The 23,895-nt window shown below is 62.5% G+C and carries 27 protein-coding genes and 1 pseudogene; all 28 read right to left on the bottom strand.

Annotated elements, in window-relative coordinates; translation table 11 throughout:
- Positions 1 to 493: 493 nt before the first annotated feature.
- A pseudogene (locus tag ACE3PR_RS17325) lies at positions 494 to 760 on the bottom strand (Mov34/MPN/PAD-1 family protein); the annotation flags it as partial.
- Positions 760 to 1,479, bottom strand: coding sequence for a phage minor tail protein L (locus ACE3PR_RS17320; RefSeq protein WP_374374522.1), 720 nt, complete (start codon positions 1,477 to 1,479; stop codon positions 760 to 762). The gene ACE3PR_RS17320 and the pseudogene ACE3PR_RS17325, both read right to left, overlap by 1 nt.
- A 3-nt stretch (positions 1,480 to 1,482) precedes the next feature.
- Entirely contained in the window at positions 1,483 to 1,854 is a 372-nt protein-coding gene (locus tag ACE3PR_RS17315; protein WP_374374519.1) for a hypothetical protein, read from the bottom strand.
- Positions 1,855 to 1,858: 4 nt separating this feature from the next.
- Positions 1,859 to 3,979, bottom strand: coding sequence for a tape measure protein (locus tag ACE3PR_RS17310; protein ID WP_374374517.1), 2,121 nt, complete (start codon positions 3,977 to 3,979; stop codon positions 1,859 to 1,861).
- Positions 3,976 to 4,320, bottom strand: a complete 345-nt coding sequence (locus ACE3PR_RS17305; RefSeq protein ID WP_374374515.1) for a hypothetical protein — start codon at positions 4,318 to 4,320, stop codon at positions 3,976 to 3,978. Before ACE3PR_RS17305 ends, ACE3PR_RS17310 begins: the two co-directional genes overlap by 4 nt.
- An 11-nt stretch (positions 4,321 to 4,331) precedes the next feature.
- Positions 4,332 to 4,691, bottom strand: coding sequence for a hypothetical protein (locus ACE3PR_RS17300; protein WP_374374512.1), 360 nt, complete (start codon positions 4,689 to 4,691; stop codon positions 4,332 to 4,334).
- 9 nt (positions 4,692 to 4,700) lie between these two features.
- A complete protein-coding gene (locus ACE3PR_RS17295; protein ID WP_374374509.1) occupies positions 4,701 to 5,165 on the bottom strand; it encodes a hypothetical protein in 465 nt (154 codons plus the stop codon).
- A 10-nt stretch (positions 5,166 to 5,175) separates the two neighbouring features.
- A complete protein-coding gene (locus tag ACE3PR_RS17290) occupies positions 5,176 to 5,586 on the bottom strand; it encodes a DUF3168 domain-containing protein (RefSeq protein ID WP_374374506.1) in 411 nt (136 codons plus the stop codon).
- Positions 5,587 to 5,598: 12 nt separating this feature from the next.
- Complete coding sequence (locus ACE3PR_RS17285; RefSeq protein WP_374374503.1) at positions 5,599 to 6,093, bottom strand: HK97-gp10 family putative phage morphogenesis protein; 495 nt, start codon at positions 6,091 to 6,093, stop codon at positions 5,599 to 5,601.
- Entirely contained in the window at positions 6,093 to 6,437 is a 345-nt protein-coding gene (locus tag ACE3PR_RS17280; protein WP_374374500.1) for a phage head closure protein, read from the bottom strand. The genes ACE3PR_RS17285 and ACE3PR_RS17280 overlap by 1 nt, the downstream gene beginning before the upstream one ends.
- Positions 6,434 to 7,081, bottom strand: a complete 648-nt coding sequence (locus tag ACE3PR_RS17275; RefSeq protein ID WP_374374498.1) for a head-tail connector protein — start codon at positions 7,079 to 7,081, stop codon at positions 6,434 to 6,436. Before ACE3PR_RS17275 ends, ACE3PR_RS17280 begins: the two co-directional genes overlap by 4 nt.
- Positions 7,047 to 7,943: a hypothetical protein gene (locus ACE3PR_RS17270; protein WP_374374495.1), complete on the bottom strand. Its 897-nt coding sequence runs from the start codon at positions 7,941 to 7,943 to the stop codon at positions 7,047 to 7,049. The genes ACE3PR_RS17275 and ACE3PR_RS17270 overlap by 35 nt, the downstream gene beginning before the upstream one ends.
- Positions 7,940 to 8,509 carry a glycosyltransferase family 29 protein gene (locus ACE3PR_RS17265; RefSeq protein ID WP_374374493.1) on the bottom strand — a complete coding sequence of 190 codons (570 nt, stop codon included), beginning with the start codon at positions 8,507 to 8,509 and terminating at the stop codon, positions 7,940 to 7,942. Before ACE3PR_RS17265 ends, ACE3PR_RS17270 begins: the two co-directional genes overlap by 4 nt.
- Entirely contained in the window at positions 8,509 to 9,363 is an 855-nt protein-coding gene (locus ACE3PR_RS17260) for a hypothetical protein (protein ID WP_374374491.1), read from the bottom strand. Before ACE3PR_RS17260 ends, ACE3PR_RS17265 begins: the two co-directional genes overlap by 1 nt.
- A gap of 1 nt (position 9,364) precedes the next feature.
- Positions 9,365 to 9,688, bottom strand: coding sequence for a hypothetical protein (locus ACE3PR_RS17255; RefSeq protein ID WP_374374487.1), 324 nt, complete (start codon positions 9,686 to 9,688; stop codon positions 9,365 to 9,367).
- Between the two features lie 182 nt (positions 9,689 to 9,870).
- On the bottom strand, positions 9,871 to 10,179 hold the full coding sequence (locus ACE3PR_RS17250; protein ID WP_374374485.1) for a hypothetical protein: 309 nt from the start codon (positions 10,177 to 10,179) through the stop codon (positions 9,871 to 9,873).
- 113 nt (positions 10,180 to 10,292) lie between these two features.
- Positions 10,293 to 11,498, bottom strand: a complete 1,206-nt coding sequence (locus tag ACE3PR_RS17245; RefSeq protein WP_374374483.1) for a phage major capsid protein — start codon at positions 11,496 to 11,498, stop codon at positions 10,293 to 10,295.
- Between the two features lie 32 nt (positions 11,499 to 11,530).
- Positions 11,531 to 12,433: a head maturation protease, ClpP-related gene (locus ACE3PR_RS17240; protein ID WP_374374481.1), complete on the bottom strand. Its 903-nt coding sequence runs from the start codon at positions 12,431 to 12,433 to the stop codon at positions 11,531 to 11,533.
- Positions 12,430 to 13,725 (bottom strand): phage portal protein, encoded by a 1,296-nt coding sequence (locus tag ACE3PR_RS17235; protein WP_374374479.1) that lies wholly within the window; start codon positions 13,723 to 13,725, stop codon positions 12,430 to 12,432. The genes ACE3PR_RS17240 and ACE3PR_RS17235 overlap by 4 nt, the downstream gene beginning before the upstream one ends.
- Positions 13,695 to 15,332 (bottom strand): terminase large subunit, encoded by a 1,638-nt coding sequence (locus ACE3PR_RS17230; RefSeq protein ID WP_374374476.1) that lies wholly within the window; start codon positions 15,330 to 15,332, stop codon positions 13,695 to 13,697. The genes ACE3PR_RS17235 and ACE3PR_RS17230 overlap by 31 nt, the downstream gene beginning before the upstream one ends.
- Positions 15,333 to 15,341: 9 nt before the next feature.
- Positions 15,342 to 15,896: a phage terminase small subunit P27 family gene (locus ACE3PR_RS17225; RefSeq protein WP_374374474.1), complete on the bottom strand. Its 555-nt coding sequence runs from the start codon at positions 15,894 to 15,896 to the stop codon at positions 15,342 to 15,344.
- A 196-nt stretch (positions 15,897 to 16,092) separates the two neighbouring features.
- Positions 16,093 to 16,404 (bottom strand): HNH endonuclease signature motif containing protein, encoded by a 312-nt coding sequence (locus ACE3PR_RS17220; protein WP_374374471.1) that lies wholly within the window; start codon positions 16,402 to 16,404, stop codon positions 16,093 to 16,095.
- 78 nt (positions 16,405 to 16,482) lie between these two features.
- On the bottom strand, positions 16,483 to 17,109 hold the full coding sequence (locus ACE3PR_RS17215; RefSeq protein ID WP_374374469.1) for a DUF6362 family protein: 627 nt from the start codon (positions 17,107 to 17,109) through the stop codon (positions 16,483 to 16,485).
- 252 nt (positions 17,110 to 17,361) lie between these two features.
- On the bottom strand, positions 17,362 to 19,029 hold the full coding sequence (locus tag ACE3PR_RS17210) for a phage/plasmid primase, P4 family (RefSeq protein ID WP_374374467.1): 1,668 nt from the start codon (positions 19,027 to 19,029) through the stop codon (positions 17,362 to 17,364).
- A 3-nt stretch (positions 19,030 to 19,032) separates the two neighbouring features.
- Positions 19,033 to 19,911 carry a hypothetical protein gene (locus ACE3PR_RS17205; protein WP_374374465.1) on the bottom strand — a complete coding sequence of 293 codons (879 nt, stop codon included), beginning with the start codon at positions 19,909 to 19,911 and terminating at the stop codon, positions 19,033 to 19,035.
- A 106-nt stretch (positions 19,912 to 20,017) separates the two neighbouring features.
- On the bottom strand, positions 20,018 to 21,292 hold the full coding sequence (locus ACE3PR_RS17200; RefSeq protein ID WP_374374463.1) for a site-specific DNA-methyltransferase: 1,275 nt from the start codon (positions 21,290 to 21,292) through the stop codon (positions 20,018 to 20,020).
- Positions 21,289 to 23,073 (bottom strand): DNA cytosine methyltransferase, encoded by a 1,785-nt coding sequence (locus ACE3PR_RS17195; RefSeq protein WP_374374461.1) that lies wholly within the window; start codon positions 23,071 to 23,073, stop codon positions 21,289 to 21,291. Before ACE3PR_RS17195 ends, ACE3PR_RS17200 begins: the two co-directional genes overlap by 4 nt.
- Positions 23,074 to 23,838 carry a GcrA family cell cycle regulator gene (locus tag ACE3PR_RS17190; RefSeq protein ID WP_374374459.1) on the bottom strand — a complete coding sequence of 255 codons (765 nt, stop codon included), beginning with the start codon at positions 23,836 to 23,838 and terminating at the stop codon, positions 23,074 to 23,076.
- Positions 23,839 to 23,895: the final 57 nt, after the last annotated feature.

Here is a 23,895-nt window from a genome sequence, read left to right as displayed (position 1 = left end):
AAAGCCGGCCGGGATCAACCGGATCGCGGCCGGTGAGATGGTGCAGGAACAGATCATCCTCGATCAGAACGCCGGCATGGTTCGGCACCGTCACCTTGCGGCGTCGCCCGTCGGGACCCTTCTCGACACCCAGCGCCATCAGGGCAACGCCGCCGATCATCGGCCCGCCGACGCGTTCAAAGCCATATGCCGCGAAATTGTCGCGATAGAGATCGGCGCGTTTCCCGTCCTCATCCGGCAGCCACCATTCCCAGTCGCGCGGTGGTTCCGGCATTTCGATACCCTGCAGCGCATGCCAGTCCAGAACCGACGACACGCAATCGGTCTGGCCATGACAGAACCCGCGCGCGGGCCTCCCCGGCGATGTATAGAGCGGGCCTTTTGGCACCTGCCGCCCGAACCAAATCACGGGCGTGGCGAACAGGTGATCGGGTGCCTTCACATCCTTCCGGATCTGGCGTGCTTCATCGCGCGGCAGATCGATGGCATAGATGCCCCAGGGAACATCCATTGCCTGCTGCTGCCGCATATCCTTGGCCGTCGGCACCGGCCAGTCATGCGGGTGGCTGTGGATCACGCCCATGATGTTGTCGCCATAGGCCGAGATCACCGCAGCGGCAATCTCGAAGCCCTTTTCAGGATCGGCCGCCGCGTTGACGCAAGGGCGATACTCGCCGTCTACCACTAGGCCGCAGGCCTCGCGCGGATATTCGGCAAGTCCATGCGCTTGGGCGGCGGCGGTCACGCTGCGATCGAACATCACCTCACCCTACCGGCCATCAGCAATGCAAAGATCGGCAGCGGTGCGTTCTCGCCGAAACGGCGCTCGCAACCCACCTGGTTGAAGCTGCACTTATCCAGCGCCGGATTGGTCACCGGCTCGTTGCGCTCGTTGAACATCGCGCTGCCGCTATAGGGACAGGCCATTTCGCTGTCGTCATAGACCCAGCTGGGGCCCACACGCCGCCGATAGCGCGCCGTGCACATGCGCAAGACCGTGCGCTTGGGGATGAACTGGCCCTCGAGGTCGATCGGCGCCCGCAACTCAAAGACAGCCCGAATGCGGTTGTGCTCGACCTTGCGTGCCACCACCCATTGCTCGGCGGGAAAGTGATCGTCCGGATCGGGGCTTTCGCCGTGATCCAGATATTGCGCCATGGTGCGGATGCGGGTCACCTTGGCCCGCTTCAAATTCTGATAGTCCCGGATCAGCACCGAGGCCTGCTTGGTGATGTTCGAAATCTCGATGCGCGGCCTTGCCATCGCCCCGTCTGCCGACTTCTCGATGCCGCTGATGCGGATTGCCAGCGGGACGTATTCAATGCCGCCATAGGCCACCAGTCCATATTCGCCATTGCCCAGCGCCCGCGTCATCGGCGTGAAATAGACGACGGTGCCGCCGAGATCGGTGAGGTCAAGCTGATAGAGCGACACGAACGCCCCCGGCGACGTGCTCTGAAGATCGGCGGCAAGGGGCATGTCTCAACCGACCTCGAAGCTTTCCTTGATACCGATGCTGGTCGAATAGAAGCGCAGACCGTTGGGCAGTTTCTTGACCTGCGCCTCGCTGAGCGCCGAGGAAAAGCGCCATTGCCGCAGGGCAATCTCGCCCGGCTTCAGCCAAAGGAACGGCTCATGCCGGCCCACGGTCGCGAAATGGGCGAGCAGCGCTTGATAGGCCACCGGCTGAATCAGCCGCCAGATCAACGTACCGGACCAGAACTGCGCATTGAGGCCATCCGCCGCCGCCTGGCTGATGCCGTCGCCATAGGAATTTTCCAGCACCTTTTCGTCCAGTTGAAAATCGCTGCCAAGCTGCGGCACCGCCAGAGGCGTCCAGACGGGAAATGGCATCGCCCTACACCCTACCGAAACCGGCGGCCACCGGATTGGACAGCCCGCCGACCCGCTGTTGATTGCCGATCTCTTCGCGCATCACCCGCTTGGCCAGGCGTTGGAGCTCGCCCGACATCTGCTCGGCCATGTCTTGGTTCTGTTGCTTCGTGCCGGCACCGTTGATGTTGATGGTGTTGTTCATCACGATCGACCCCGGCGCGCCGATCTGGTCGCCACCCACCATCTGCCGCATCATGCCGCTGGTCCGCGATGCCGGATTGACATAGGAGCCCATCGGCAAGTTCACCAACTCCGGCCCCCGCTCGCCGACAAGCGTCATGCCGCTGCCGGGACCGCCGGTCGCCTTCGTCGGCATGATCCAGTTGAAGAGGCTGTCGAGTGCCAAGCCGGCTGTGCGGTTGACCACCATCTTGGCCAGCGTCTTGACGATATCGCCCAACGCCTCGTTGAGGTTCTCGGCTTCCACCACCGCCTCGCCGAATCCGGTGAACAGCGTCCCCGCGGCGTCGCGCGCTATATCGCGAAACTCGGTACTGCCCTCGCTCGCCTTGTCGAATTCGGTCTTCGCCTGCGCCAGTGCCCGGTTGAGTAGATCCTGATTCTCAGCCGATCCACCCAGCAGATCCTTGAGCCGCTCGACCTCCAGCGCGTAGGCCTCGGCCGGCGTGCGCGTCGCTTCATAGATCCCGGCGATGGCCTTTGCCTGCTCTTCACTGGCCTTGATGCCGTCATTCATCAGCGCGACCGCCCGGTCGAGAGCAGCATCGTCGGCCGCCGCCACCGCCTTGAAGGCCTCGATCTCGCGCGTCAGTTGCGCGATCATCGTCGCCTGTTCCGGCGTCGGCTTGATCCCCTGCAGATTGCTCGCAATTTGTTGGTCGATCTCGGTGCGGCTCAACTGCGCCAGCTGGAATTGCAGGTTCTGGATGCGGTCAGCGACCCGCTCCGCCGCCTTCTCCGCTTCCTTGTCGGTGCCGCCTGATGGCGGCGGGCCATTATTGCCTTCCGGTTTGTAAGCATCGCTTTGCAGGCGAGCCCGGACCTCGATCAGCTCGACCAGCTTCTGTTTCGTCAGCTCAATGTTCTGCAGCACCTGCGACTGGTTATGCCACGGGTCGCCGACCTTGCTGTTGAGGCCGTCTAGCTCTTCATAGAGCCGTCCGATCTCCGCCGTCACGGCCGTGACATTGCCGGTATCGACGCCCAGCGTCAGCCTCTCCAGCGCCCGCCACGCCGCCGTGGCATCCTCGGTAAAGCGCGACAGGCCCCGCGCCATGATACCCGTGACCTCGCTTGACGACACGGTCGCCAGCAACTCGCTCCAGGCATTTTTCAAACGGTTGATTTCTGCGCTGGCAGACGCCGCGGCTTTCACCGCGGCATCGCCGACTTCCTTCTCCATCTGTGCCGCGAATTTCGGCAGGAACTCGCTGGTGATAATTCCGCCGCTCTCCAGCAGCTTGGTGAATTCAGCTTCGGTAACACCGAGCGCCCGGGACGCGACACCGAGCGCGATCGGCAGCCGCTCGCCCATCTGCTGCCGGAATTCCTCGGACGAGAGCTTGCCCTTCGCCAGCGCCTGGCTCAGCGCCAGGAAGATGGCGCTGGTGTCGTCCGCCGACAGCTGCATAACCGTCGCCGCCTTGGCAACCGCTTCGAACACGTCCCGCGTGCCCTGGCCCTCAATCGCCGTCCCCTTGGCCGCCGCGGCGAACTTGGCATAGGCCGTCGCGGTGCTGTCGAACTCCAGGCCGAGTTCATTGGTCACCTTGCGCAGGTAGTCATATTCCTGCGACGCGGCGGTCACACTCCCAGTGACAAACTCAAGCTGCGTGTTGAGGCGGTCGAATTTGAGCCCAGCATCGACCAGGGCCCCAACTACTTCCCTGAGGCCGAGACCGATTCCGATCGTGGCCAGCGCGCCGCGCAATTGACCGCTGATATCCGCCACCCGCTGCATCGACCGGCCCAGTCCGGTAAAGTCCCGATCCATCTTGCCGAGCATTGCCTTCATGCTCCGCACGGTCCGCGCAAGGTCCGCACGGGCGCGATTCAGGTTCGTCTGGAACTGCGCGATGTCGGCCTGGATATTGGCCCTGAGGCGCGCAACCGGACGGCTCATTTCTTCGGTCTCCGAAATTTGACCTTGGGCGGATTTGTGGTCTGGGTGGCGCTTTGCATGAACGCAGCGAGCAGCAATTCATCCCCCTGCTCTTCCGCGTTCTGCGGATCGACCGGCTTTTCGTTCCGGACAAAGTCCTTCAGAAGCTTGTCGAGTGGCGGCAACTTCTTGGCACGAGCAAAGGCACCGGCATGCCAGCTGGCAAACAGATGAATCTGCATCCGGTCGCTGATCACACTGCCTTGCGCCTCGGCGGCGACCGACAATTGCCAGGGCGTCATGCGCCAGAAATCGGATGAGGCGATGCCGATGCGGTGCGCGAGACCGAAAGCGTCACGCACCGCATCGGCATCTAAGGGCGCTCGCCGGCTTCCTCGCGCTGCTCATCCGCCAACTCCTTGGCAAGGCTTGGCGGACCATCCGGCCCGAAATATGAATATTGCAGGGCTAGGCTGATGGCTTGCGTGGTCTCCCGCAGCGGCGGCGACCATTCCATGACATCCGCTGCCGCCAGGCTCTTGCCGTGATAGCGACGGGTACCGATCTCGACCAGGACCGCGATGTCCGGCGTTGACAGCGTGCCGACATTGATCTCCGACATACTCTTGCCGAGTTCGGTTTTGACGGCCGCCAATGCTTCCCAATCGAAGCAAAGACGATAGGTTTCGCCGCCGATCGTCAGCGGCGCCACCCCGAGATGCGCGTTTTTCATGTGCCGCTATCAGCTCCCGGCATCGACGATGTCGAGCAACGCCTGGATCTCCGGCGTCTTGGCGAATGGTCCCTCGAAATCGCCATTGATCGCCAGGGTCAGCGACATATCGACCTTTGCATCGACGCCGCCGGAATTGGTGAAAGCCAGCACGCTCGCATTGAAGCGCGCCCAATAACCGCTACGCCAGACAAAGATAAACGGCCGAGTTTCCTGGTTGCGTCGCGCCAACGCCAGGTCCAGCTGCGATGGATCGTCCGGCAGGAAGTTGCCCTCGAACGAAATGCGCCCGAAATCCTGCAAGCCAGGTTCGCGGGCGCGGGCGACGTCCTCGAGGTCGGTCGTGTCGATCTCGGAAGCTTCACCATCCGGGCCGTTCCACGAAACCAGGCCTTTGACGTGCTGATAATCGGGGGGCGACGACAGATCGCCCAGGAAAAGTCGGCTCTTTTGCGAAAGGACTGCGCGGCCCATGGCGGTACTCCTAAAGTGACGGGTTGCAGGTGACGACAAAGTCCAGGCTGCGGCGATGCAGCTTGGGATTGGTCGTTTCCTCGAGGAAATCGACCTTGTTGCTGTAGGTGACGGACTGGATCACGGAATCCGGATCCGTCGATCCGATGCCCCGCAGCGCGCTGCGCAGGGCACGCGAAATGGCGACCAGTTCCTGATAGGTCGCGGCCTGCACATCGAACTGAACCCGTGCCTGATCGGTGCCGGTTTCGCCTTCCAGATCCACCCAGGGTGTTTCCGAAACGATGCGGTAGACCACAAAGGCCGCCTCCTGGGTCTGCGGCGCTTCATTGGCCCAGATCGGCGCCTCAGTGAAGGCCGGCGGCGAATCGCCGGTCAGCGCTGCCATGAGCGCCGCTTCGAGAGTGCCGATGATGTCCATGTTCCTCTCGCGCTATCGGGTGCGGTACCGCGCCGCCAGCCGGTCGGCCTCGGTGGCAATCCCCCGCGCCATGCGACCCCGCATCGCTTCGAGCGCCCGATCGGCGGTGGCATCGAGCGCGGGCCGGAACCAGGGTTTCGGCTTCAACTTGGTGCGTGCGCCGGCACCTTTGCTGCGCGTGCCAGGGCCGGAATAGTAGGGACCGGTGCCGTACTCCTGGAAATATCCCCAGAAGGCGTCATTGGTGCTGATCGACGCACCGCTCAGCCCCTTCCGCCGCAACCTCCGCCAGCGATAGATATTGACGTTTATGCGCAGCGCACCGTATTGCGCGCTCGAGGTACTCGGCTGTTTACCGCGCGGTGCCGCCGATCTGGCGGCGTCGCGCCAGACAATTCCGGCCGCATAGACCGCATTGCGGCTGACACGGGTTTGAACCGCGACCGGCAACTGCCGTAGCAACTCCCGTAGCTCCTTGAACCCGCTGAGGCTCGACCTCTTCGCCATCACGCCACCACGGCGGTCAGTTTGTCGGCCCGCGCCTTCGCCATGATCTGCAACCCTTCGTTCCGATTGCCGACCTCAGGCACCGCCACGATGTCATAGTCACGATCGCGATATCGGATACGCATATCCGGCGTGATGTCGGCCCGGTACCGGATCAGGAAGGTGGTGGTAATCTCGGCATTGACCTGCGCTGCCGCAAAATACTCTCGGCCGCTGATATCCTTGACCTTCGCCCACACCCGGCCGGCATTCTGCCAGCTGGTCACCGGACCGCCGGCTCCATCGCGCCCGATCACGGGCCGCAGCAGCGTCACCCGCCGATCGAGTTCACCCGCTTTGATCATGGCCGATCCGACCAGGCCAGCCGCGACAGCGCCGTGCGCTGCGGCGTCAGCAATGCTTCGGCCGCCCAGGGCAGATTGTTGACGATGTTACCGATATTGACCGTCTCGCGGTTCGCGTACCAATGCGCGACGATAAGCTTGATCGCCTGGCAGATCGATTTCGGGACCGCGCTCGGCCCGGGCGGGCTGTCGAGTTCCTGACCTCCGGCATAGCCAGCACGAAAGGTGACTGTAATGACGGCTTCCTCTTCTCGCGCCAGCGGCCAGCTTTCGCCAAAGGCGGGCACGATCTCTGCCGGCAGGCGGTCGGCGAGCAGTCGATACTTCTCGCTGTCGATCTCCTGCGCATCCCCGTCGGCATCGATATAGGTAATGCTCTCGACGGCGATCACCGGCCCGATCGGCAGCATGATGGCGCGCGCGGGAAAGGCATCCAGCGTCAAGGCCCAACTTTGCGGCAGCAGTACGCGACCCAGCCAGCAGCTTTCAAGACCCGTCCCGTCGCCCTCGAGGAACGAAACCACCCCGGCAGCCAGGGTGCGGATATCGTCATCCTCATCGGCATGATCGACGCGCACTTGCCGCCGCAGCTCCTCCAGCGGGATAACATCACCCTGCGGCGGCGTGACGCGCACGAGTCCCATTTTTCCTGCTCCACTGATCTCGCCGCTTGACACCGGCCGCCATCCGCTCCCACCAACTACCGGCACGCAATTCCTCGATGCGCCATTGGCACCAGGCGACGCGAGCCGCCCATTCTTCTCTCTCTGGCCGGGCGCCCAGGCCACAAAGATCGTGCGCGGTCACATCCCAGGCCATCGACCCCTGATCCACCGCCAGCGCCGGTACGCCGGCCAACACCGCATCCACCGCGCTGTTGCTGTTCCATGTAATGACCGCCCAGGCGCGCGCCAGATCGTCGGCGAGCGTGCTGCGCGATTCCGGTAAGCCGGTCGACGCATGCCGCCCCTTGGCGATCGCCACCGGGTGCGGCCGCAATAGCACGGGCATCCCGAACCTCTGCCGCGCCTGGTGGAACACATCCCGGTACCAGGGCGTCAGATCACGCCCCTGCAGCGATTGATCGCCCATGACCTGGCCCATCACGAAGATGGTATCGGTGCGGCGACGCGTGGCCGACCGCCAATCCTGCATCTGGCTGCCCAAAAGCGCTGACCGTGACACATCCAGTGCCGGTATCCCGGCTGCGAGACAAAAATCACCGCGCCCGTTTAGCCCGTTCCAGGCAAGGCTGGTCCAGTCTCGCCGGTCGCCTATATAGCCCCGTTCAACCAGCAACACGTCATAGCCGCGGGACTGCAACTCCTTGCCCCGGCGCCAACCCCAGCAGATCGCGATCCTGAATTCCGGATTGACCACGCGCGGCGGAACCTGGTGAAGATGCTGCACCGGGAATACCTGCACGCCGTGACGCAAGAGCCCTTCCATCACCGCTTGCAGGTAATGGCTGAGGCCGCCACCAGGCGCCAGCAGATAGGCCTTCATGCGAAACCGATTGCCATCCCGGCTTGCTGCGCGATGCGCTCGATCAGCTGCCGCTCGCCCGCGAAATCATGGCGGCGCGCGGCCTTCGCCTCATCCACCGGATTTGCGCATTTCCCGTGATAGCGATACCCGGCTCCGGTACCGGCCGCGATCGCGTCGAAACCATAGGCGGTGACCTTGTCGCAATTCAGCAAGGCCGCGCAGGCGAACATGGCAAAGCCTCGCGTCACCACGATCTCGGGTTTCCCGGTGAGGCGCCGCAGTTGCTCGTTCCAGAACCGGACATCGACCGGAATCGTCTGCGGCGGCAGCTTCGGATGCGGTTGGCCAAAGTGATAGACCAGCCAGCCCTTCAGCGGCCGGATCGCGAGATCGCGTGCAAACCGGGCCAGATCCTGGTTCCGCCAGGGCCCAGGCATGACGCCCCAGGTCCAGCGATGCCCGTGGTCGGCCGGCACATGCCACACGCAGTCATGCAGCCGCAAAACCGCACCGGCCGCATCGATCTCTGCGCCACGTCCCGCGCCGTCCAGCGACGCGCCGTGGCCGACAAGGGCAATGTGCATCAGTCACTCGGGCTCGTATCTGCCAGCGTGAGCACACCGCTCTGGGTGAAGTTGTTGCCCGTGCCGCGGTTGACAAGGAAATCAGCAGCGGTATCTCCGGGGCGGACGGAAAGATAGATCAGCGGGGCATTGCCGGTGGGCAATGATCCGTCCGCACCGAGATCAATTGGTTTTCCTTCATCATTCATGAACTTGCGGCGGTTAGCTAGAATAGAAAAATCAATGAACGAATCATCAAACCACAACTCTGCTATATCGCCGTCGTATGGGGTATCAGCAAAAATTCTGATGGGATCAGAGCCAAGCTGAGCATTGAAAGATGGCCCGTAGTCGTCGACTGCACCGACGACATCTTGATCGGCACGATAGATTTGAACGATCTTCTCCCCAGCCGGAAGGTCAGTTTTCCAGCTTACAAAAACCGGAACCCATTCATTCTCGGAAAACCCATCCTCCGGCGACATGCCGCGCGCCCAGATACTAGATTCTCCTGAAATGATGCTGACACCCAAACCGATATCCCCGGACTCTCCCGCCGACTCGAAGTAAACTTCGAGATCTCCAGGGCCGTTGCTGAATACTCCGGCACCGCCTTGTAGTACATGTGGATTGATGTGCACGACAAGTGCGCCTTCAGGCGCGTCGGACAGATCCAGAACGGCCGAAAGCGTATTGTCATCAACTGGCGAAACTGCACGTACGGAAAACCGATCCGGACTCTTTGGTTCGCGCATCCGGCGTGCCTTCTCGTTTCGCACAACATTGCCACCGCGCGGACGGACGATGTTTTGATAGGCAGGATCTCTAGCCTTCGACACATGATGTCCGAACTCGGGCGGAATCCGCTTGACCATGTCAACCCCTTTCAATCGCATCAGCGATAGAACCAACTTTTGCATAGGCCGTGAGCGCCGATCCAAGCCCCACTACCGTGACCTCGGCGCCGATCCCGTCCAGCAGCGACGCCTGTGCATCAAGCACACGGCGCCAGCGCGCGAGATTGGCAGATGCCGGGTTGGTCAGCACCGGCGGGTGATTGCCGTGCCAATGCACACCCTCGCGGTCGTGGAGGTCGAAACCGACCAGCACAATCCGCCGCATACCGAACTGCAATACGGTGTTCAGAAGTTGAAATCCGCTATTGCCGCCATCGCCGATCGTGCCGAGCGGCCAGGTCAACAGGACATCGCAGTTCTTGGCAAAGCCGATGCGCCGGAGATTCCACCGACGCGCGGCATGTGTGTCCTGGGTGATCTTGATGCCGGCGAAATCACCGGCACCTTGTGCCTGGTTCCACCAGGCGCCGTCGGCGGCATAAAGCGCATCGGCCCATGGCGCCAGGCGCCAGGAGGTATTGACGGTTACGAAGCGGAGCCCGCGCCGCTTTCGCCGGTCGGCGAAGTCTTGGACCCCTGCCCGCTCCGCGCTTGGCCCCGACGCGACGATGATACAGGTCTCGCCGCGCCAGTCTGGGAACCAGTCTGGCGCTTGTTGCTGGAAGGGGCGCCGGCACGCTGGCCCTTGCCGGCTGGTTTCGGCTCCTCGATCGCGACGGCGAGGCCCTTCTTGATCAGCGTAGCGCCACGCGCATCGGTCACGTTTTTGATGAGGCCGGCCTTCACGCTTTTCTCCCGGTCATTGTAGTAGCCCCGGATGATGCGGACTTTCATGATGAACCTCTTCGAAAGATCGGTATCGGGCGTCGCGGCGCGACGCTGATGACGCGAGGTAGAGCATCCGCCCCGGCGGCGTCATGCGCCGGGGCGGATTTCGGCAGATATGCTTAGTTGGTCGTGTACTGGAACTCGCCGGTGATGAAGGATTCCCCGCGATAGACGGCAAGCGCCAGCCGTTCCTCGCACAGGAGCGTGACCTTGTTCTTGACGAAATTGTCACGGTCCTGCGTGCTGATCTCGATCGAGGCATCCTCGCGATCGAAGACCTGCGCACCCATGCTGAAGGCACCCGTCAGGAACTCGCCCTCATCCATCGCCTGGGTCGGGACCACCGGTTTGCCCCACAACACGGGGCCGGCCATCTGCAGCGGATTGGCGAATACATAGAGGCCGATCGAATCCTTGGTCAGCTCGATTGCCGCCCAATCGGTCGGGTGCAGAACGATGCCGTTGGTCGGATATTCGGCGAGTTCCGCCTGCAGGATGGCAAGGCGCAACTCATCGATCCGCGTGCCGTTTGCCGGCGTGAAGGCCGGCGAGAAGCTGGTGGCCTGCGGCACGATGCCATCAAGATTGACGCCGGTACCATCACCCTTCAGCAGCTGCAATTCCTCGACGAATTTGAGCCCGTACATCAGGCGCCCGTCGACATAGCTTTGCAGTTGCGGCGCATCCGCCAGGATCTGGCGGGTGGCAAGTACCCAGTGCGCGATGGTACGAACCGGCGCGTTGGCATCCTCGAAGGTGATGTTGCTTTCCGGCTTCTGGGCACCCTCGGTCACCGAGCGCGCCTGGTTGTCGAAACCGGATTCCTTCACGTACTCGATCAGGTTCGAGGAAGTACGACCGGGCATCAGCAGATCGCGGATGGTGAGGCGACGCTGCGGCGGCGCGATGATGCCGGGCAGCCGATCCGGCTGGACCAGGACGCCGCCGGCACTGCCGGTGCTGGAAAGCTCGGCCTTCACAGGCATCTTGAAGCTGCCCTTGGTCGAACCCTGATGCGTCTCGCAGAACTTCTTGACATCAGGATTCTCGGCGAACATCTGGCCGAGGCTCTTTGGTTTCTCGACACCGCCATCCCGCTGGCGCGCCATCTTTTGCTCGACCTCGGTCAGCCGGGCATTGACTTCTGCCTGCTTCACCAGAAGCTTATCGGTCTCGGCCTTGGCTTCCTCGGACAGCTTGCCGATCGCCTTGACTTCAGCGAGCGACGTTTCGGCATGCTGCTTGACCGAACTGTTGATCTTGACGAGTTCGGCCGATACTTCCTCGAGCATCTGCTCAAGGTTCTTGGTGCCACCATCGGGCATGATCGTCTCCTATCAATGAAAGGTGGATCTGGTTAGTTGCTTCCGCGAACTTTGAGCAGCGCCAGGCTTGCCGCCAGCTTCGCGCGCGCGGCCGGACTGACCGCGTCTTCGGCAGCGCCAGGCGTGCCGGATGGGGCAGCGCCAGGCGTGCCCCTTTGTTCCTCGGATTGACTCTCATGAAGCGCCCGCATCAGAAGCCGGCGCTTCGCGCGCGGCATCTGCTCGCCCTTGGCCAGCGCCTGCTCGATCATCTGCCGGGCAGCCTTGGGACTCGGCAATGCCGTCGCCTGGGCGCCACTATCGTCAATCTCATCGCTCGGCAGCAGCGCATCGGCGAAGCCCTGATCGACGGCAGCGGAGCCGCCGATCCAGGTTTCCTTGTCCATCATCGTGACAATGTCCTTGACCTCGATGCCGGTGCGGGCGGCATAGAGATCGGCCATCGCCGCGTCGAACGGCTCCATCATGTCGGCGATCTCGCGCAGCGCATTGCGGTCGCCGATCGCGATCAACCAGGCATTGTGGATCATAAAGAACCCGGCCCGCGCGATCTGGATATCGTCACCCGCCATGGCAATGACCGAAGCGGCTGATGCCGCAAGGCCCAGCACCTTCACGGTCACACGGCCCTTGTGCTCGGCCAGCAGCGAGCGGATCGCCAACCCCTCGAACATGTCACCGCCAGGGCTGTTGATCAGCACGGTTACATCCTTGTCGCCAATCGCACGAAGCGCCGCGGCGACCCGCTTGGCGGTGACGCCTTCGCCGGTCCACCAATCGATTCCGATTACATCAAGGATCGAGATGGTGTTGTCGCCATTGCTGTCAGCGGCCTGGATACCGGACTGCCACTTCGCCAGAACATTGTGCGGCAGATCCCACTCAATGCCACTCACCTGTCGCAAGCTCGGCAATTTGAAACTGCGGATATTCATTTCTTCATATCCTTTAGAAGTTCTTCTCGAACTCTCGACAGCACACCTTGGCTCATTGCCGTCATGGCAGCCTCAGCGTCCGATTGCAGTTCACCAATGCGGTCAAGCGGCACCATCGCGCTCTGCACCGTGAGTTGATCACCACCAGCCTCAGGAGGCAGGTTTTCCTTTGCGCGGACTTCATTGCGCGTATAGATGCCGTTATTGACCATCACGGCATAGAAGGCGGCCCGGGCCGCGCTGTCGGCGCGCAGCAAGCCTTCGACATTGAACTCGGCGAAGTAAGTCTGGCGCTCGGCCGGCGTCAGCAATTGCTTGCGGATCGCTTTCTCGATGCGGGTCAGATAGGGCTGCATCGCAAAGGTCAGGAACGCGATCATCTGCTGTTCCAGCCCGGTGCCCCAGCTGGTCGATTTCTCGGTATGCCCGATCATGAAAGGCGGCACGCGGAACCAGCGACACACCTCCTCGACCGACCAGCCGCGCGAGGCCAGAAGCTGCGCATCCTCCGGGTTCATGTTGACCGGCTTGAATTCGACTTCTGCCGGCAATGCCAGGATCTTGCCTGCGCGCTTTGATCCGACAAATTTCTCGACCAGCGATTCCAGCTTTTCGAGCAATCCGTCCTTGAAAGCCGATTTGAAACCGATCAGGCCGCCGATCTGGAGGCCATTGGCGAAGACCTTGCCGGCCGCTTCCTCGGCTGCCATCGCGATACCCAAGGAGTTCCGCGCAAAGGAAATCGGTGACAGGCCGAGATCGCCACTCTTGCCGAAGCCGCGCAGGTGGAAAACCTTGTCCTCCGGCAACTCGTAGGTCTTGCCACGATCCTTGATGCTATAGACCCGACGATTCAGATCATCGCGCCGCACACCTGTCGTTTCAGCATCCAGCGGCTGCAGCGCCACGATTCGGCTGCCGCTGAAGACCTTCTCGGCAAAGGAATTACCCCAGCCGTTGAGGTCGAAGACACGAGATTCCCAGAACTCCGGAGAGGTCTGGTCGGCATTCGGATCGTCATGCACCAGGCCATAAAGCCAGTGATCACTGGCCGTCTCCCGCTGCCCATCGGCGCGGCGCCGATAGACCGAAATCGGCATGATGCCGGCCGTCTCCGACAGCAACCGGATGCAGGCCCAAGCGGCCGCGACATGAAGCGCGCTATGCGGCGTTACCACCTTGTCGGCATAGTTCTCAGCGCCGTACCAGTGCGCCCATGCGGCGGCATCGGTCAGCTTCACCCGCTTGCCGAACCAGCCCATCAGATCACCATCACCGGTTTGTTGAGCCACGCTTCGAGCGCGGCGCTGCCATCAGGTTCCGCCTGGAAGCCGAGGCCGATTCCCATGATCGCCGCCACAATGCCGTCGATCTTGTCGGCCGCCTTGCCCTTGACGGGCTTGATGTTGCCGACCGCGTCCGATTCCACCACAGCGTTCTGCGCCATCCACTTGGCGACTGGATGATTGCCATGCTCCAGGGCCTCCGACGCCACCAGGCGCTCGAAGGTGCGGCTCGGGCCGTTCATGCTGAGGGTGCCCTGCCGGAACCATTCGATCGGCAGGCCATCCTGGTTAAGAAGATCCGTCGCCAGTTGGCTGGCATTGAATTTGTCAATGCCGATCTGCTGCACGTCATAGGACTTGCAATCCGCCAGGATCGCCTGGCGCACCAGCCCGTAATCGGTAACATTGCCCGGCGTCAGCGTCAGCGCTTGTTGGGCCTCGAATGCTTCATAGCGCCGCTTGCGCGGCAGCGGTTCATTCTCCAGCGTGTCGATCGGCCGCCAGAACCGCCACAGAAAGCCCCACCGCTCCCAATCCCTGTCTGGCGGAAACGCCCAGCACAGCGAAGTGATGTCATCGGTGATGGCGAGATCCAGCCCGCCATAGCAAAGCCGGCCCTTCCACGCATCGAACAGCGCCCGCCAGTAAAGCGCATTCGCCGGTTGCGCAGTGCACCCCTTCCACTTGTCCATCGGCAACCAGCGCGTCAGCTGCTCGGTCCAGATGTTCAGATGGAAGCGCTTGAAGTCATTCTCCGCACGGGGTGTGCGGCGGGCCTTCTTTGCTTCCTCGCGGAGATATTCCGCCTTGATCGAAATCCCATAGTTGGGATTGGCAAGCTTGATCGATTCCTCCGACCACCAGCTTTCGTCATCAGGCGCCGCGAATATCACCGGCAGAAAGGTTGGATCCTCGATCTCACCCGACAACACCATCATCGCAAAGTCATGCATCTCGGATGCATAACCTTCACCCTTGATACCGGCCGTGGTGATGTAGAACTCCAACGGCTGCCGCCTGGCGCCGGTCCCCTTGTGAACTACATCCGCGAGCGTACCGCCGTCATTCCATTCATGGACTTCATCGCCAACAGCGAAACTAGGGCTGAATCCGTGTTTGCTGCGCGCGCCCGACGCCAGCGGCTTGAAGCTGGCGTTGAGCTGCTGGCAGTAAATCGAAGGCGCGAACACGTCGAGATGCTCGGCAAGGCGCTTTGAGAAGCCCACCATCACAGCGGCTTTGTCAAAGACGATCTTGGCCTGATCCTTATCGACCGCCATGGAATAGGCCTGACCGCCGTACTCCGCGTCACCTAGCAGGGCCAGCAACGACACGCCCGCTGCCAATTCTGTCTTGCCGTTCTTGCGCGGCACCTCCAGCCACACGATTCGGATGAGGCGCGTTCCGTCCGCGCGTTTCCATCCAAAAATCTGACGGATCAGATCACGCTGCCAATCTGCCAGCACGAACGGCTTTCCAGCCCACTCCGCCTCAGTGTGGCAGAGAAAGGTTGGAAAAAACGCGCAGGCCGCTGCTGCTGCCCTTTCATCCCAATATGCGCCGAACTTTTCGCCACCCCGCGGCATGGTCGGGATGGAGAGCATGACAGTCATGGTTGGGCCTTAGTGCAGCGACCCCAGGATGCCGATCGGGTTCTCCGTATTCTCGGGTTCCGGCGGGCGCTGTTCGCCGCCAAGTGGGAGATCCGGCTGCGTGCCGCCGGCACCGGCGATAAGGTTGCGAAGATACGACTGCCGCGCCTGCGGCGAGAAGCCGAGGCGATCTTCCAGAGCGATGAGACGAACTTCCAAGCGGTCGCGGATCGCTACCCAGGGGGAAATGCGTTGCATCTTGTCGCCGCTCACCGTCTTGACGAGCCTTACCGACCCGCTCTTCCCGATCGCTTTCTCGGCTTCCCAGTAGCGGGCCAACATCTGGCAATAGCGTGCAAAGGCATGACGGTCGGTCGGCTTCAGGAAGTTCATCCGGGTGGCATCCGGCAGGATCTCCCGCCACAGCGCCAAGCCGGCTTCCGATAGACCCTTCGGCGGCTTCAGATGCGCCGGAGTGCTGTCGATCTGGACAGCGCCGGCGGCCTCGATGGATTTCTTGCGTTTGCCGGGATTACCCTTCGCCTCCTGACGAGATGCAGTATCTGGCTTGCGGCCCCTCACCATCTGCCTGTCCTAAAAAAATAATTCCTGAATTTCGCGGCGATACACGCGTGGATGGGGGCGGGTCTAGAGGCGTAAGGGTATGGACTTTTTACCCACCCCTCCCCAGCGCTGTTTTCAGCCTAAGAACATAACAACAATCAGACAGCAACACATGCGATGAGCCCTGTAGTGGCGGCGAGAATGCCGACACGTCGGCTCACTTGCGCTGCGCGCGTTCCATGCGCTGCTTGGCGCTGTCGTGATGTTCGGTGCAAAGCGATTGCCAGTTGCCACGATCCCAGAAGAGAACGCGATCGCCACGATGCGGGATGATGTGATCCACAACACCCGCCGCTGTGGCAATGCCTGCCGCCTCGCACATGACGCAAAGCGGATGCTCGGCGAGATAGGCCAAGCGCGCCTGCTGCCACCGATAGTCATAGAGCCGATGATCCGCCTGCGCCCGTTCCTGATCCCGGCTCTGGCCACGGCCAGCATAGGGATCGTGGGTACTAGGCGCCCTCGGCATTGACCCTTCCCAAATGCGAAACGCCCGGCACGATTGCTCGGCCGGGCGTTCCAATTCCAACATTAGATAAGAATGTACCTAACTTTGGGGAATTTGGGGAGTCCCTTTTTGCAGCTCGCAACAAATTCGGAAAAGGGCGATGAGATAGTCGTTCTTCACCGTCTTGTGATCGCGCTTGATCTTCTCGCCGATCCACCGCCACGACATGCCGACCGAGAATGCCGAGACGATAAACCGCTCGCGCTCATTGAGGATACCGATCAGCCAGACATAGACCATGTCGGCCTTGCTGATGGCCTGGTTGCTCGGCACCACCCGATTGTCATTGGCCGCATCGTCATAGCCATAAGCCTCATGCCCGCGCACATGATCCGGCCACACCGCCTGCAGCTTGGCCGGGAAACAGCCCTTCACCCGCATCAGATGCCAGGTCCGCATAGCCTGCTCGATCTCGACCTTGACCGGGTTGAGCAGCACCATGATCGGATCGTTCTCATCGAAATCGACCGGCAGGCGCTCGGCGATCTTCACTTCGACCCGCTTGAAGCCTGAGGCCCGCAGCCGCAGCGCCGCCTTCTCATTGGCATTGGCGGGCGTCTGCTTGACCGCCGGCCACACCTCAGCCACCGACGACGCCTTGGCGATCTTTTCACGGCGCTCCGGTGAGAGGGCACCGCCCGCCAGCTTCAATTGTTCCTGTGCCATCCTCTTCCCTTTCCTTCTTTCCTTCCCTGTTTCACCCATCTGGAGGGTTTGGAGGGTTGGAGGGTTAGTCACAAAGCCTATACAGATTCAGTCAAACAACATGGCGCGCGCGCATCCAGACATGTACGGGGCAAACCCTCCAACCCTCCAAACCCTCCAGGCGCTTTGATATCGCTACGCTTTTCCGCTGGAGGGTTGCGGACAGTTGGAGGGTTTGCGCGCCGCACAACGCAGATCGCCGGGCGAGAGCGGTCACAGCACCACCTCCGGGCTTGGCGGTTCTGGCCGTGGGTCGCCACCTGACGGCGCCGAACCCTCCAACCCTCCAAACTCTTCCTGGGTGATGGCGAGGTCGAGATAGACGACAAAGCCGCCCCATTTGTCCTTGTGATAACCGAGGTCAGAGAGGCGCCGCCCGAAAGCCGTGCCGCTGAAAGGCCTCATGCCGTTGGCGCCGGCCCATTTGCAATAAAGGGCATAGAGCTTGCTGGCGTTGACCTGCGGCCCGGTACCGGCAATGCCGCCGGGGCATTCCGATGCCGGCACGCGCCTTGTGGCGACGCCCATGAACTCACCCACGGGGTCGCTCTCGGCGCGATATTCCTCGGTCGCCTTGGCGACAGTCTCTGGCGGCACCAAGCCCTGCTCGCGCCACAGCCGATAGCCATCGATCAGCCAGTTGAGGATGCCGCTCGCCTCGGCCAGCAGCTTCTGCGGCAGCCGGCGGTCGCGCCGCGACGGAGGAATGAACTGCTCGAATGGTACCAGCCGCATGCGCCGCCAAATACCTTCGTCCTGCCCCCGGATCACCGGCTTGAGATTTGCCGACAGGAACAACTTGAAGACCGGCTTGAACTCGAAGAACCCCTCATTGAGGTTGCGGGCCGTCATCACGTCGCCGCCCGTGATCAGCTTGACGATGGATTCCGAGAACCGCATGCCCTGCTCGGGCTCATTGGCCAGCACCAGGCGCCTGCCCGGCAGCCGCGCCAGATCCGGCGTCGCCTGCCCACCCGATCGCCGCGGATCGAACATGAAGGTCTGGATGGAGGTGGCGACCGAATAATCCCCCATCACATGAGCGATGATGTCAGTGAGGGTCGATTTACCGTTGGCGCCGGTACCATAGAAGATGAACATCACCTGCTCGGTCACATCGCCGGAAAGCGCGTAGCCAAGAGCCTTCTGCACGAAAACCTGGGTGCCGGCATCGGGCAGGATGTCCTGAAGGAAAGCCTGAAACACCGGACACTCGGCCTCCGGGTCATAATCGACCTCGGCCATGCGCGTGATCAAATCGGCGCGGTCATGCTTCCGGAATTCGACATCCACTATCTGCTCGCCGAATTCATCCTTGATGACATCACCCAGGCGCAGCGTCCCGTTGCGGCAATTGAACAGCCGCTGGTTAGCATCGAGGTCGCGCGCATGCACCTGCAGATAGGGTTCCGACGCCGCCAGCATGTTCACCGCCTGGCGCTGGTTTCCGGCCGTTACGGCGAACTTTTGGTGTTTCTCGACAAACTCGGCCCAGGCCGGCGGCGTGAACCAGCGTGGCGGAATGCCGTTGCGCAACGCCTTCGCCTCATCGCGGATGGCTTCAGCCACGTTGTGTGCGGCGCGGATCGACATGGTCTCGCCCAATTCCTGCGACCATCTGCGCTTATCCCAGCCCAGCCAACCGATATTGGCGCCGTAGCGCAGATCCTCGCCAAAGCGCGCCTGCAGGCGCCGCGCATTGCCAAGGTCATTGCGCGGATGAAACGCGCAGGCCCAATCGAACTTGCCACCCTCCGGCGGCTGCCCCTCTGGCGGACCGCCGTCGAAGCCGCCCATCCCGCCCTGAGTATCGCCCGCGGCGGGGTCGTTTTTTTTCTGCTTGCCGCCTTTCGGCGAGAACGGAATGACGATCTCGGTCATGCGTCAGGCACCTCGCCCCGCATTGCCCATGCCGCCGCCCTTGAACCCCTGTGCCACAAATGCCAGCGCGCCCACCTGGGGAATCAGGTTTGCCGTGAGCGCCGCGCGCGCGCGACTTTGGCGCGCGGCGACATCGGCCGCATGCAGTTCATCGTCGCAGATCCAAGGCCGCTCAAGCACGCGCTCTTCCCGCCAGGCGCGCGGCTCCAGAATGCAGCACGAGGTGCCGACCACGGCCCAGCCATTGCCGGCGCGCCACCAATCCAGCGGATAGCGATGCAGGCGCAGCTGCCGGAGATCCGGCTGCAAGCCATCGCCGGCATGAAGTTCGTTGAGCAGATCTTCGCCGAGAAGGTCGGCATGCCGCGTCAGGCGGCCATAGAGGGATGGCTGCACGGGATCGCAGGCGATGATGTCCGTCACCAGGAAGCGCCACCCGGTCAGGCGGACGGGCGGCGACTCATTGGCCGGCGCTCGGTGCTGATCGACCGGGTACTGCTCACCCAGACGATAGACGCCAGGGACGTCCGGCGTGTGGTATTGCCAGACCGGTTCCCAGACACCGACCGGCAGCGTCACCACTAGGCGGCCATAGCCGATTTCCCCGAGCGGATGCTCATCCCAGCCGCCCTTGCCGTCGAAACGCGCGCGCGCCACGCCGGGAAAGGCCTGCCAGCCAGGCCAGGCGGTAAGCGGGCCACCCTTCTCGAGACTGGGAATATCGCCCATCTCATCGATGCCGAAATAGGCCCCGGTGACCAGTCGCGTCAGGCGCGGGTCGCGCAGCTGGCGCTGCCACATCTCATAGGCCCGGCGCGTCAGTCCGTGACTGCAACCGGCACCCAGCGCCATCAGCGCCTTGGCCGCGAGCGGGTTACTCATAGGGCACCTCCATGCGACTCGACTGCAACGGTGCCTATCCACATATCACCACGTCCCGCGATCACAGCCTGTGGATAACGGGGAGAGGGCTGATAAAGATTTAAGGTCATCGAACCGCTCCCACCTGATAATCGACTGCAGAAAAGAGCGGCGCGTCGCCGTGAATGCGCTTGCGAGCGATCTCGGCATAGGCCGGGTTGAGTTCTATCAGGATGGCGTCGCGCTTCAACCGATCGGCCACAAGTCCTGTCGTGCCGGCGCCGCCGAAAGGATCGAGCACTACCCCCCCCTCCGGGCATCCGGCTTTGATGCAGATTTCAGGCAGTGCCGGCGGGAAGGTCGCGAAATGCGCTTCCTTGAATCCAGCGACGGGGATGGACCACACGTTGCGCAGATTGGCCGAGCCGCGCGGGGTCGCATCCAGCTGGGTATGATTGACATGCCCTTCATGGCGCGGCGTCAGCGCGCGCTTTTTCTCACGCGAAACTTCCCTCGCAGCAGCCAGTCCCTTGTGAGGCGGCAGCAAACCAGACGAAGGCTCATACGCACCCCTCGCATCACGGCGTTCGCTCTTCGGCACCTTGTCGTCCAAAGTATGGCGGCCGAAAGTGTCACGACCGCGCACGGCCTTCATGGGGCGATCGCTGCGCTCGCCACCATGCGCGCGCAAGCTACCCTGTTGCGCTTCGATATCCTGCTGCCAGCGGCCGATTGATGATTCCGATGCATCAGTACGCACCGCTTCGGCGTCATACCAGTAGCGCTCGCTTTTCGAGAACAGGAACACCTTTTCATGCGCCGTGCCCGGCCGGTCCTTGATGCTCTCGGGCATCGGGTTCGGCTTGTGCCAGATGATCTCGCTGCGCACCCACCAGCCCCAATCCTGCATCGCGATGGCGAAGCGGTTCGGCATCATGCAGAGGTCCTTGGGCTTCAGCACGCCGGCAGCGACGACGCGCCCGCCATGTGCGCCAGCAACATTCCCGCCATTGGCCGAGACACCGACCCGCTGGGTCTTTTCATAACCGGCGACATAGACCGGTCCCACGGTCGAGAAAGGCTTGTCGCGGAACGTGCGGTCATCATTCGCCGCCGCCTTGGTATCGGCCGCCGAGCGGCCATTGGGCGCCGTCGCATAGCAATCGCCGTAATTGACCCAGCAGGTGCCATCCTTGCGAAGCACCCGCCACACCTCAGCAAACACATCCTCGACCATGATGCGCAGATGCTCGCCCAGAGTCGCCTCGAGGCCGAGCTGCCCCACCACGCCATAATCGCGCAGCCCCCAATAGGGCGGCGAGGTCACAACGCAATGCACGCTCTCCGAAGGCAGTTCCTTCAGCCGCGCCCGTACGTCGCCGAGGAGGATTTGCACGGTCATGCCGCAATCCTCGCCGGCAGCGGGAGATGGAAATTGGCGCAGACCAGGGCCGTCGACATAACCGGTGGCACGCTGTTGCCGCAGCGGCCGATCTGCGCCGTCTTGGTGATAGCCTTGCCATCCGGGCCGTGATCGATGATGTAACAATCTGGAAACGACTGCGCGCGGAAGAGTTCGCGCGGCTGCAGCATGCGCATGCCGATATCGACGATCTCGTATTCTTCGCCTTGAATAACGACCAGCCCAAAGCGAGCCTTCGCCGTGGTCGTGTGCATCGGCTCTTTTATGTCCTGGCCGACGGCCGAGCTAAAATACTTGATGAGGAAGGCCTGCACCAGGGCGTGATGCTGCCCGCCCGCAGTGATGGTCTTCATGGGTTTCCGCAGATCTCCCTCGCCACCCGCGAGGTTGCTAGAATATTGGTGGCTGAGGATGGCCGTCACCAGGCCCTGCTGCGCCCCCGTCTGAGTGATGGTCGACACGGGCTTGTCGACCGGCCGCCCGGACAGGTTGTCGTTCCGTGGCCCGGCGTTGTGCTGAGCCAGGAAGGCAGAGACGAGGCCGATCGGCGCCGCACCGCCCGGCCGTTTGATGTAGCTATTTGCGGTCACCGTGTGCATGGGCTCGTCCATGCCGTGGCCGACGGCGCCACTGCGGAACTTGGTGATATGCGTTGCCACGATGCAGGTGTCCGCCTTGGACGTGATCGTGTGCAACGGCTCATCACCCGAGCGCGGGCGCGACTGCGCTGCGCGACCGCCACAGCCGACGAGGGTTGGCACAACGAGGGCATGCTTGACCCCGCCGGCAACGATGGTGCCGAGCGGCTTCTCGATATCGAGTGCGCGGGGCGCCTGCCCTTCCCGCTCGCCATAGCCGGTCTGAATGAGCGTCGGTGTCACCAGCGCCATCTCGCCCCGCTTCGCCGTGGTGATGGTGCGCAGCGGTTCGTTCGCCGAATGGCATCGCTCATCGCCATGATGCGTCACCGGCACGATGAAAGGTTCGGCAGCGTCGAGCACGTACCGCTTGATACCGCGCGCGATGCGCTTCAGTGTGTTTTCAGCCAGCGGCTTTTTCCGGCCGAAAATCGAGGGACACGGGATCGACCAATCGATGCACTCCGCTGCCGTGCGATAGGGGCGCAAACCAGACCCCTTGGGGCCATGTGTCGCTGCGGGCCACTCGATCGGTTTGCCGTCGCAGCGCGCCACCAGGAAGAGCCGCTTGCGGATGGTGGGGGCGCCGTAATCGCAGGCTCGGAGGTCATCCCATTCGACCACATAGCCGAGCTTGCGCAGTTCCTTCACCCATCGACGGAAGGTAAACCCTTTACGCTCCGGGCACGGCATCAACTTGCCGTCGGCGACAGTAATAAGCGGACCCCAGTCACGGAATTCCTCGACGTTTTCCAGCATGATGACACGGGGCTTCACCAGCTTCGCCCAATGCACCACCACCCAGGCGAGATCGCGGATATGCTTCTCGACCGGCTTGCCGCCCTTGGCCTTGCTGAAATGTTTACAGTCCGGCGAAAACCAGGCGAGCCCTACAGGCCGCGCCTTGCCGTTAGCATCCGCCACCACGTCGCGGGGGTCAGCCTTCCAAACTGACTGACAATACACGCGCGTGCTGGGGTGATTAACCGAATACATGGCACAGGCGTCGGCATCGTGATTGAGCGCGATATCAGGGTCGCGCCCGATCGCCTCGCCGATGCCATACGAGGCACCGCCACCGCCCGCGAAATTGTCGACCACCAGCTCGTCAGGTTGCAGCATCTAGGCCGCCCTCTTGTCCGGCACGCCGATGGTGTAGCCTTGGCGCACAGCCACCCGCTGGTGGAACGCGCAATAAGGAAGCCCCAGCCCCCCAGCCAGCCCGGCATCGATCTCGGTCGCGATCTTCGCCCCGCAGAACCGGTGCTGCCCGTGCGGCGCGTCATGCGGGCTGGTTGGGAACTTGCAAAAACCGATGTCGAGGTCGGCCAACGCGAGGTTGCGGCTTTCGGGTGCCACCGGCACCGCGCGAGCGGCCTGGCGCTCTGCAAGGTTTGGCAAGGCACGCGGACCGCTATCGGTCGACCTCACCCGCTTTTGTGGCGAACCGCCCCAACCACGCTCGGTACCGCGGCCGAAGCGCCAGGGATGGGTGAGCCCCAATACCCTCGCCCGTTCGGTGACCGTCTGGCGCGAGACGCCAATCTGCCGGGCAATGTCGGGCACAAACATGGTGCTGGCGTCTGAATAGCCTGCAATCAAGATATGGTCGTGCTCGGCCCAGAAGGCCCGGTACCGCTCGGTCGAGATATTGACCCCGGTCGCCGCATCCCCATCACCTGCCTTTGCGATCGGCGATTTACGCTTGTCGAGGCCCAGGCGGTGTGCCTTCCCAATCACGACATTGCGGGTCGGCGCGCCGAGGATGGCCATGATGCGGTTGACCGGCGTTCCCTTCGCCCATTCCCGTTTCAACGCCTCGATGGCGCTGTCAGACCAGTCAAAACGATCGGCGTAGTGAACTCCCATGGCGACCTCCCTGCTCATTGTGTCGGGCGGCGGCGGTCGGCGCGGCAGACTGATCCGCCCCTACTGACCGCCACC

It is taken from the genome of Dongia sp. (assembly GCF_041909655.1).
GTDB lineage: Bacteria > Pseudomonadota > Alphaproteobacteria > Dongiales > Dongiaceae > Dongia.
This window is presented reverse-complemented; position numbering and strand designations above follow the sequence as displayed.

Bases quoted from the DNA above. Each gene is read 5' to 3' on its own strand.
- ACE3PR_RS17320 (WP_374374522.1), bottom strand. From the start codon at position 1,479: ATGCCCCTTGCCGCCGATCTTCAGAGCACGTCGCCGGGGGCGTTCGTG.
- ACE3PR_RS17315 (WP_374374519.1), bottom strand. From the start codon at position 1,854: ATGCCATTTCCCGTCTGGACGCCTCTGGCGGTGCCGCAGCTTGGCAGC.
- ACE3PR_RS17310 (WP_374374517.1), bottom strand. From the start codon at position 3,979: ATGAGCCGTCCGGTTGCGCGCCTCAGGGCCAATATCCAGGCCGACATC.
- ACE3PR_RS17300 (WP_374374512.1), bottom strand. From the start codon at position 4,691: ATGAAAAACGCGCATCTCGGGGTGGCGCCGCTGACGATCGGCGGCGAA.
- ACE3PR_RS17295 (WP_374374509.1), bottom strand. From the start codon at position 5,165: ATGGGCCGCGCAGTCCTTTCGCAAAAGAGCCGACTTTTCCTGGGCGAT.
- ACE3PR_RS17290 (WP_374374506.1), bottom strand. From the start codon at position 5,586: ATGGACATCATCGGCACTCTCGAAGCGGCGCTCATGGCAGCGCTGACC.
- ACE3PR_RS17285 (WP_374374503.1), bottom strand. From the start codon at position 6,093: ATGGCGAAGAGGTCGAGCCTCAGCGGGTTCAAGGAGCTACGGGAGTTG.
- ACE3PR_RS17280 (WP_374374500.1), bottom strand. From the start codon at position 6,437: ATGATCAAAGCGGGTGAACTCGATCGGCGGGTGACGCTGCTGCGGCCC.
- ACE3PR_RS17275 (WP_374374498.1), bottom strand. From the start codon at position 7,081: ATGGGACTCGTGCGCGTCACGCCGCCGCAGGGTGATGTTATCCCGCTG.
- ACE3PR_RS17270 (WP_374374495.1), bottom strand. From the start codon at position 7,943: ATGAAGGCCTATCTGCTGGCGCCTGGTGGCGGCCTCAGCCATTACCTG.
- ACE3PR_RS17265 (WP_374374493.1), bottom strand. From the start codon at position 8,509: ATGCACATTGCCCTTGTCGGCCACGGCGCGTCGCTGGACGGCGCGGGA.
- ACE3PR_RS17260 (WP_374374491.1), bottom strand. From the start codon at position 9,363: ATGGTCAAGCGGATTCCGCCCGAGTTCGGACATCATGTGTCGAAGGCT.
- ACE3PR_RS17250 (WP_374374485.1), bottom strand. From the start codon at position 10,179: ATGAAAGTCCGCATCATCCGGGGCTACTACAATGACCGGGAGAAAAGC.
- ACE3PR_RS17245 (WP_374374483.1), bottom strand. From the start codon at position 11,498: ATGCCCGATGGTGGCACCAAGAACCTTGAGCAGATGCTCGAGGAAGTA.
- ACE3PR_RS17240 (WP_374374481.1), bottom strand. From the start codon at position 12,433: ATGAATATCCGCAGTTTCAAATTGCCGAGCTTGCGACAGGTGAGTGGC.
- ACE3PR_RS17230 (WP_374374476.1), bottom strand. From the start codon at position 15,332: ATGACTGTCATGCTCTCCATCCCGACCATGCCGCGGGGTGGCGAAAAG.
- ACE3PR_RS17225 (WP_374374474.1), bottom strand. From the start codon at position 15,896: ATGGTGAGGGGCCGCAAGCCAGATACTGCATCTCGTCAGGAGGCGAAG.
- ACE3PR_RS17220 (WP_374374471.1), bottom strand. From the start codon at position 16,404: ATGCCGAGGGCGCCTAGTACCCACGATCCCTATGCTGGCCGTGGCCAG.
- ACE3PR_RS17215 (WP_374374469.1), bottom strand. From the start codon at position 17,109: ATGGCACAGGAACAATTGAAGCTGGCGGGCGGTGCCCTCTCACCGGAG.
- ACE3PR_RS17210 (WP_374374467.1), bottom strand. From the start codon at position 19,029: ATGACCGAGATCGTCATTCCGTTCTCGCCGAAAGGCGGCAAGCAGAAA.
- ACE3PR_RS17205 (WP_374374465.1), bottom strand. From the start codon at position 19,911: ATGAGTAACCCGCTCGCGGCCAAGGCGCTGATGGCGCTGGGTGCCGGT.
- ACE3PR_RS17200 (WP_374374463.1), bottom strand. From the start codon at position 21,292: ATGACCGTGCAAATCCTCCTCGGCGACGTACGGGCGCGGCTGAAGGAA.
- ACE3PR_RS17195 (WP_374374461.1), bottom strand. From the start codon at position 23,073: ATGCTGCAACCTGACGAGCTGGTGGTCGACAATTTCGCGGGCGGTGGC.
- ACE3PR_RS17190 (WP_374374459.1), bottom strand. From the start codon at position 23,838: ATGAGCAGGGAGGTCGCCATGGGAGTTCACTACGCCGATCGTTTTGAC.